Here is a 6,199-nt window from a genome sequence, read left to right on the forward strand (position 1 = left end):
CCCGGCAGGGCGCGATTGAATGCCGGCGCCGGGCAGCTCGTGCCCGGCGCGCGCCTGCCGCTCAGGCGTCGGTGTCAGATGCCGCCTGCCCGCCGAGCGACGGCGCGTCGCGGAAGCGCACATCCGCCGCGTGGTCTTCCGCCTCGGCCGCGCGATGCGCGTCCGAATGCTCGGCGAGGTAGTCGTAGATCGCGTAGCACAGCGCTTCGCAGCCCTGGCCGGTCAGCGCCGAGATCTCGAACACCGGGCCTTCCCAGCCGAAACGCTCGAGGAAATCCGCGACGCGCGCCGCGCGCTCGCCCTCCGGCACCATGTCGAGCTTGTTGAGCACGAGCCAGCGCGGCTTCTCGTAGAGCGCCTCGTCGTACTTGCGCAGCTCGCCGACGATCGCCGTCGCCTCCGCGACCGGATCGACGCTTTCGTCGAACGGTGCAAGGTCGACCAGATGCAGCAACACCCCCGTGCGCTGCAGGTGGCGCAGGAACTGATGCCCGAGGCCCGCGCCTTCGGCCGCGCCCTCGATCAGCCCGGGAATGTCGGCGATCACGAAGCTCTTGCTCGGCCCGACGCGCACGACGCCGAGATTCGGGGCCAGCGTCGTGAACGGGTAATCGGCGATCTTCGGCTTCGCGTTCGACACCGACGAAATGAACGTCGACTTGCCTGCGTTCGGCATGCCGAGCAGGCCGACGTCGGCGAGCACCTTCAGCTCGAGCCGCAGCATCCGTCGCTCGCCCGGCTTGCCGTCGGTCTTCTGGCGCGGCGCACGGTTCGTGCTCGACTTGAAATGCAGGTTGCCGAGGCCGCCCGCACCGCCCTGCGCGAGCATCACCTTCTGATCGTGCTCGGTCAGGTCGGCGATCAGCTCGCCGGTGTCCATGTCGTTGATGATCGTGCCGACCGGCATGCGCAGCGTAATGTCGTCGCCGCCCTTGCCGTAGCAGTCCGAGCCGCGGCCGTTCTCGCCGTTGCGCGCCAGGTGCTTCTTCGCGTAACGATAGTCGATCAGCGTATTGATGTTGCGGTCGGCGACCGCGTACACGCTGCCGCCCCGGCCGCCGTCGCCGCCGTCCGGCCCGCCGAACGGAACGAATTTCTCGCGGCGCATCGACGCACTGCCATCGCCTCCGTCTCCGGCGATGACTTCGATTCGTGCTTCGTCAATGAACTTCATTCGTTACTCCGCCCAGTATTTCCGCTATTGTGCCGCGCGCCGCCGCACTTGAACAATCGGCCGTCCGGCCAGTTGCGCCCGCGCGGCGACAAAATAAAAAAAGGCCCCGCGACAACTGCGGGGCCTTTCGGCTACGAAGCCCGTGGGTGCCTGAACTTAGGCAGCCGCCGGGACGACGATGACCGTATGCTTCTTGTCCGCGCCCTTCGTCGCGAACTTCACGTGGCCGTCGACCAGCGCGAACAGGGTGTGATCCTTGCCCATGCCGACGTTCTCGCCAGCGTGCATGCGGGTGCCGCGCTGACGCACGATGATGCCGCCTGCGTTGATCGCCTGGCCGCCGTACACCTTCACGCCGAGACGTTTCGACTCGGAGTCGCGGCCGTTCCGGGAAGAGCCGCCTGCCTTTTTGTGTGCCATCTGATTGCTCCTTAACCGAGGCGCTTACGCGTTGATCGCGTCGATGCGCAGCTCAGTGTAGTTCTGGCGGTGGCCGCCATGCTTTTGGTAGTGCTTCCGGCGACGCATCTTGAAGATGGTGACCTTGGCATGACGACCGTGCGACACAACGGTGGCCTTGACGGAAGCCCCACTGACCAGCGGCGTACCGAACTTAATCGATTCGCCTTCGCCCACTGCGAGAACCTGGTCGAGCGTGATTTCTGCGTCAATGTCAGCCGGTATCTGTTCTACTTTCAGTTTTTCGCCAACGGCAACCTTATACTGCTTGCCGCCGGTTTTTACGACCGCGTACATTGAGAACCTCACTCTGGATCCATTTTTCCGCACACCACGCGCGGAAAAGGCGTGATTATACATAGAGTTAGCAGCACTGTCAAAGCCGATCGACGATTGCCACATCGGGGCCTCGGCCGGACGGCCAAAATCGCGCCCGCGGCGCGCGCGACAGCCCGGCATCTGGCGGATTCGACTTATAATCCGCGGCATCACCCAATTACATGATCATGTCGTCGTCCACCGCCTCCCCTTCCCTCAGCGCCGCCCACCTGCTTGCCCCGATCGCCAGCGATATGGAGCAGGTGAATCGCGTGATCCGGCAAAGTCTTGCGTCCGACGTGCTGCTGATCAACCAGATCGCCGAGTACATCATCGGCGCGGGCGGCAAGCGGCTGCGTCCGGCGTTGCTGCTGCTCGTCGCGGGCGCGCTCGGCGAGACGTCGCACCAGCGGCACGTGCTGGCCGCCGTCGTCGAGTTCATCCACACGGCCACGCTGCTGCATGACGACGTCGTCGACGAATCCGAGCTGCGGCGCGGCCGCCAGACGGCCAATGCGCTGTTCGGCAACGCAGCGAGCGTGCTGGTAGGCGACTACCTCTATTCCCGCTCGTTCGAGATGATGGTCGGCGTCGGCAAGATGCGCGTGATGGAGATTCTGTCGGAAGCGACGACCATCATTTCCGAAGGCGAGGTGCTGCAGCTCCTCAACATGCATGACGCGGACGTCGACGAGGCTCGCTACATGCAGGTGATCCGCTACAAGACGGCCAAGCTGTTCGAGGCATCGGCCCGCCTCGGCGCGGTGCTCGCGGGCGCCGACGCGCCGACCGAGGCCGCCGCCGCCGAGTACGGGCGCCGTATCGGCACCGCGTTCCAGATCATGGACGACTGGCTCGACTACGCAGGCACCGCCGAGGCGATGGGCAAGAACGCCGGCGACGACCTGCGCGAAGGCAAGCCGACGCTGCCGCTCATCTACCTGATCGAGCGCGGTACGCCCGAACAGGCGAAGCTGGCGCGCGAGGCGATCGAACAAGGCGGCACCGACCGCTTCGATACGATTTTCGACGCGATCACGCGCTCCGGCGCGCTCGACCACACGCTTGAATGCGCGCGGCAGGAAGCGCAGGCCGCGGCTGCGGCGATCGCCGCGTTCCCGGATTCCATCTACAAGGAAAGCCTGCTCGAGCTGTGCTCGTATTCGACGTCGCGACAGTCGTGAACGCATGCAGGCGGGCGCGAACCGCCTGCCCTCGCCTGCGCTGTTTGGCAATCCGGCCACCGTCTCGCATGACGAGGCCGGTCGAAATGGATCGCAGAATCAGCATCTCGAAAAATTTCTTCACAAAGTTGTTCCATTTTCGAGAAAGCGCTGGTATAGTTATGTTCTTGGCTGATGACGCAGCGGTCTTGAAGAAGACTGCGAAGTCGGAAGAGTCCAAATCGGGGTGTAGCTTAGCCTGGTAGAGCGCTACGTTCGGGACGTAGAGGCCGGAGGTTCGAATCCTCTCACCCCGACCAGATTTGTGAAAAACCGTGCACCGAGGTGCACGGTTTTTTTTTACCCGCACGCCGCGCAACCCGTGCCGCCTACGCGACACTCCCGCGCCACCGGCCTCTGCTATATTCCCTCCATACCTGTCCTTCACTATCCATTCCGACGCGTGGACCAAATTCCCTTATGGGCGCAAATCGGCGCCGTCTTCCTGCTTCTCCTCTGCTCCAGCTTCTTTTCCATTTCCGAGACCGCGATGATGGCGCTCAACCGCCATCGGCTGAAGCATCTCGCCGGCCAGGGCGCGCTCGGCGCGAAGACCACCCAGGGCCTGCTCACGCGCACCGACCAGCTGCTCAGCGTGATCCTGATCGGCAACAACCTGTTCAACACGATCATCCCGGTCCTCACGACGTCGATCGCGCTGCATACGTTCGGCCATAACAACCTCGCGCTGTCGATCGCGACCGGCATCGTCGCGTTCCTGATCATCGTGTTCGCCGAGATCGCGCCGAAGATCGCGGGCGCGACGTTCCCGGAACGCATCGCGCTGCCCGCGAGCATCGTGATCGCGCCGCTGATGCGCGTGCTGAAGCCGATCGTCTGGTTCGTGAACACGCTCGCGCACGGCGTGCTGTGGGTGCTGCGCATCAATACGGCGAAGGGCCGCGACCAGCGGATGTCGGCCGACGAGCTGCGCACCATCGTGCTCGAGTCGAGCAGCTTCATGCCGACCAAGCACCGCAGCATCCTGCTGAACCTGTTCGATCTCGAGAACATCACCGTCGACGACGTGATGGTGCCGCGCCGCCAGATCGAATCGCTCAATTTCTTCGCGCCGCTCGACGACGTCCTGCATCAGCTCGAGACCTGCTATCACAACCGGCTCGTCGTCTATGAGGGCGACATCGACAAGGTGCTCGGCGTGCTGCACGTGCGCAAGACGCTGACCGCGCTGCACAACCAGGAATTCGACCGCGAGACGCTGCGCTCGCTGCTCGCCGAGCCGTACTACGTGCCGTCGGGCACGCCGGTGTTCCAGCAGCTCCAGTTCTTTCAGGAAAGCCGCCAGCGCACCGCGCTGATCGTCAACGAGTACGGCGAGCTCGAAGGCCTCGTCACGCCCGAGGACATCATCGAGGAGCTGATCGGCGAGTTCACGACGTCGATGCCGCGCAGCGCGCGCAAGGGCGGCTGGGACGAGAACGGCGAGTGCATCGTCGCGGCGAGCATGCCGCTGCGCGAGCTGAACCGCTGGCTGCAACTGAAGCTGCCGACCGACGGCCCGAAGACGCTCAACGGGCTGATCCTCGAAGTCCTCGAGGAGATTCCGGAAGACGACGTGTGCGTGAAGATCGGCGACGTGATGCTCGAGGTGATGCGCAGCGACGACCAGGCGGTGCGCACCGTCAAGCTGTTCAAGCCACGTCCGGCGCGCAGCGTGCTCGGCATCGCCGCCAAGGCCCGCTAACGCCAGCCAGGCCCGCCAGGCCCCGCCGAGCCCGCTCTCGCCGATCGCGGGCTCACGCTGGCCGAACGGCCGACTGTCGGCGCCGCCATTGCCGCGCGACCATGCAGAGGTCACGGTAACCAGGCGGCCTCCGCGCCGGCAATCATGCTTTTCGCGCCCACCGACGGGATGCCCGCCATCCCCGATCCCGCTCCGCCCACCAGCCCTCGCCCGCTCGACGCGGCGCAGCTCGACGACGCACCAGCCACGCGCCTGTTGACGGATACGCTGCGCGCCGCGAGCGCCCGCGCAGCATCCGACATCCACGTCGAGCCGTTCGAAACGGGCTGGCGGCTGCGCCTGCGCGTCGATGGCGTGCTGCACGAACATGCGCGGCCGCCCGTTCACCTGCGCGACGCATTCATCACCCGGATCAAGGTGCTCGCGCGGATGGATATTGCCGAGCGCCGCGTTCCGCAGGATGGCCGCCTGCGCATCGCGCTGACCGACCGCGAACGCGGCGACTACCGGGTCAGCTCGCTGCCGACGCTGTTCGGCGAAAAACTCGTGCTGCGCCGCCTTGAAACGCTGCCGCCCGATCTCACGCTTGCAAACCTCGGTTTCGACGCGCAACAGGCCGCCGCACTGGAAGCGGCGATCCACGCGCCGCACGGCCTCGTGCTCGTCACCGGGCCAACCGGCAGCGGCAAGACGCTGTCGCTGTATTGCGCGCTGCAGATGCTCGATCGCGATGCACACAACGTCTGCACGGTCGAGGATCCGGCCGAGATCCAGCTCGACGGCATCAATCAGGTCGGCGTCGCCGAGAAGGCCGGGTTGACCTTCGCCACTGCTCTGCGCGCATTGTTGCGGCAGGATCCGGACGTCATCATGGTCGGCGAGATCCGCGACGCGGAAACGGCCGACGTCGCGATCAAGGCCGCGCAAACCGGCCACCTCGTGCTGTCGACGCTGCACACCAACGACGCGCCCGCCGCGATCGCGCGGCTGCTCGACATCGGCGTCGCGCCATACAACCTCGCAGCCGCGCTGCGCCTCGTCACCGCGCAACGCCTCGTGCGGCGCCTGTGCGCAACCTGCCGCACGCCGTCGGACGCGCCCGCACGCCTGTTGCGCGAAGCCGGCTGCGACCCGTCGGCGCTGGTGTCGGGATGGCGACCGTTCGTTGCGCGCGGCTGCGCCGCGTGCCACGGCATCGGCTACCGCGGCCGCATCGGCGTGCATCAGGCGATGCCGGTTTCAGCGGGCCTGGCCGAACGGATCGTCGCGCGCGCGAGTGTCGGCCAGCTCGCCCGGCACGCCGCCGGCGAGGGCATATGC

Annotated in this window: 6 protein-coding genes and 1 tRNA gene; 4 read left to right on the forward strand and 3 right to left on the reverse strand. The window is 65.9% G+C overall.

Features of this window, described 5'->3' with window-relative positions:
* Positions 1–61 precede the first annotated feature (61 nt).
* The 3 genes from cgtA to rplU all read right to left on the reverse strand — a co-directional run bounded on the left by cgtA (position 62) and on the right by rplU (position 1,930).
* On the reverse strand, positions 62–1,174 hold the full coding sequence (gene cgtA, locus G3N94_RS20415; protein ID WP_205794395.1) for an Obg family GTPase CgtA: 1,113 nt from the start codon (positions 1,172–1,174) through the stop codon (positions 62–64).
* A gap of 156 nt (positions 1,175–1,330) precedes the next feature.
* Positions 1,331–1,594 carry a 50S ribosomal protein L27 gene (rpmA, locus tag G3N94_RS20420; protein ID WP_006400419.1) on the reverse strand — a complete coding sequence of 88 codons (264 nt, stop codon included), beginning with the start codon at positions 1,592–1,594 and terminating at the stop codon, positions 1,331–1,333.
* A 24-nt stretch (positions 1,595–1,618) separates the two neighbouring features.
* Complete coding sequence (gene rplU, locus G3N94_RS20425) at positions 1,619–1,930, reverse strand: 50S ribosomal protein L21 (protein ID WP_124599928.1); 312 nt, start codon at positions 1,928–1,930, stop codon at positions 1,619–1,621.
* 209 nt (positions 1,931–2,139) lie between these two features.
* On the opposite strand from rplU, the gene G3N94_RS20430 reads away from it, so the two are divergent.
* From G3N94_RS20430 to G3N94_RS20445, 4 genes are all read left to right on the forward strand, one after another.
* Positions 2,140–3,135 carry a polyprenyl synthetase family protein gene (locus G3N94_RS20430; RefSeq protein WP_205794396.1) on the forward strand — a complete coding sequence of 332 codons (996 nt, stop codon included), beginning with the start codon at positions 2,140–2,142 and terminating at the stop codon, positions 3,133–3,135.
* A 222-nt stretch (positions 3,136–3,357) separates the two neighbouring features.
* Positions 3,358–3,434, forward strand: a tRNA-Pro gene (locus tag G3N94_RS20435).
* 143 nt (positions 3,435–3,577) lie between these two features.
* A complete protein-coding gene (locus G3N94_RS20440) occupies positions 3,578–4,879 on the forward strand; it encodes an HlyC/CorC family transporter (protein WP_205794397.1) in 1,302 nt (433 codons plus the stop codon).
* 168 nt (positions 4,880–5,047) lie between these two features.
* The coding region (locus G3N94_RS20445) for an ATPase, T2SS/T4P/T4SS family (protein WP_241021972.1) at positions 5,048–6,199 on the forward strand (1,152 nt) is incomplete at its 3' end.

Source organism: Burkholderia sp. Ac-20353 (assembly GCF_017104785.1).
Lineage (GTDB): Bacteria > Pseudomonadota > Gammaproteobacteria > Burkholderiales > Burkholderiaceae > Burkholderia.

Coding starts and splice junctions, on each gene's coding strand:
- G3N94_RS20430 (WP_205794396.1), top strand. CDS start 2,140: ATGTCGTCGTCCACCGCCTCCCCTTCCCTCAGCGCCGCCCACCTGCTT.
- rplU (WP_124599928.1), bottom strand. CDS start 1,930: ATGTACGCGGTCGTAAAAACCGGCGGCAAGCAGTATAAGGTTGCCGTT.
- rpmA (WP_006400419.1), bottom strand. CDS start 1,594: ATGGCACACAAAAAGGCAGGCGGCTCTTCCCGGAACGGCCGCGACTCC.
- cgtA (WP_205794395.1), bottom strand. CDS start 1,174: ATGAAGTTCATTGACGAAGCACGAATCGAAGTCATCGCCGGAGACGGA.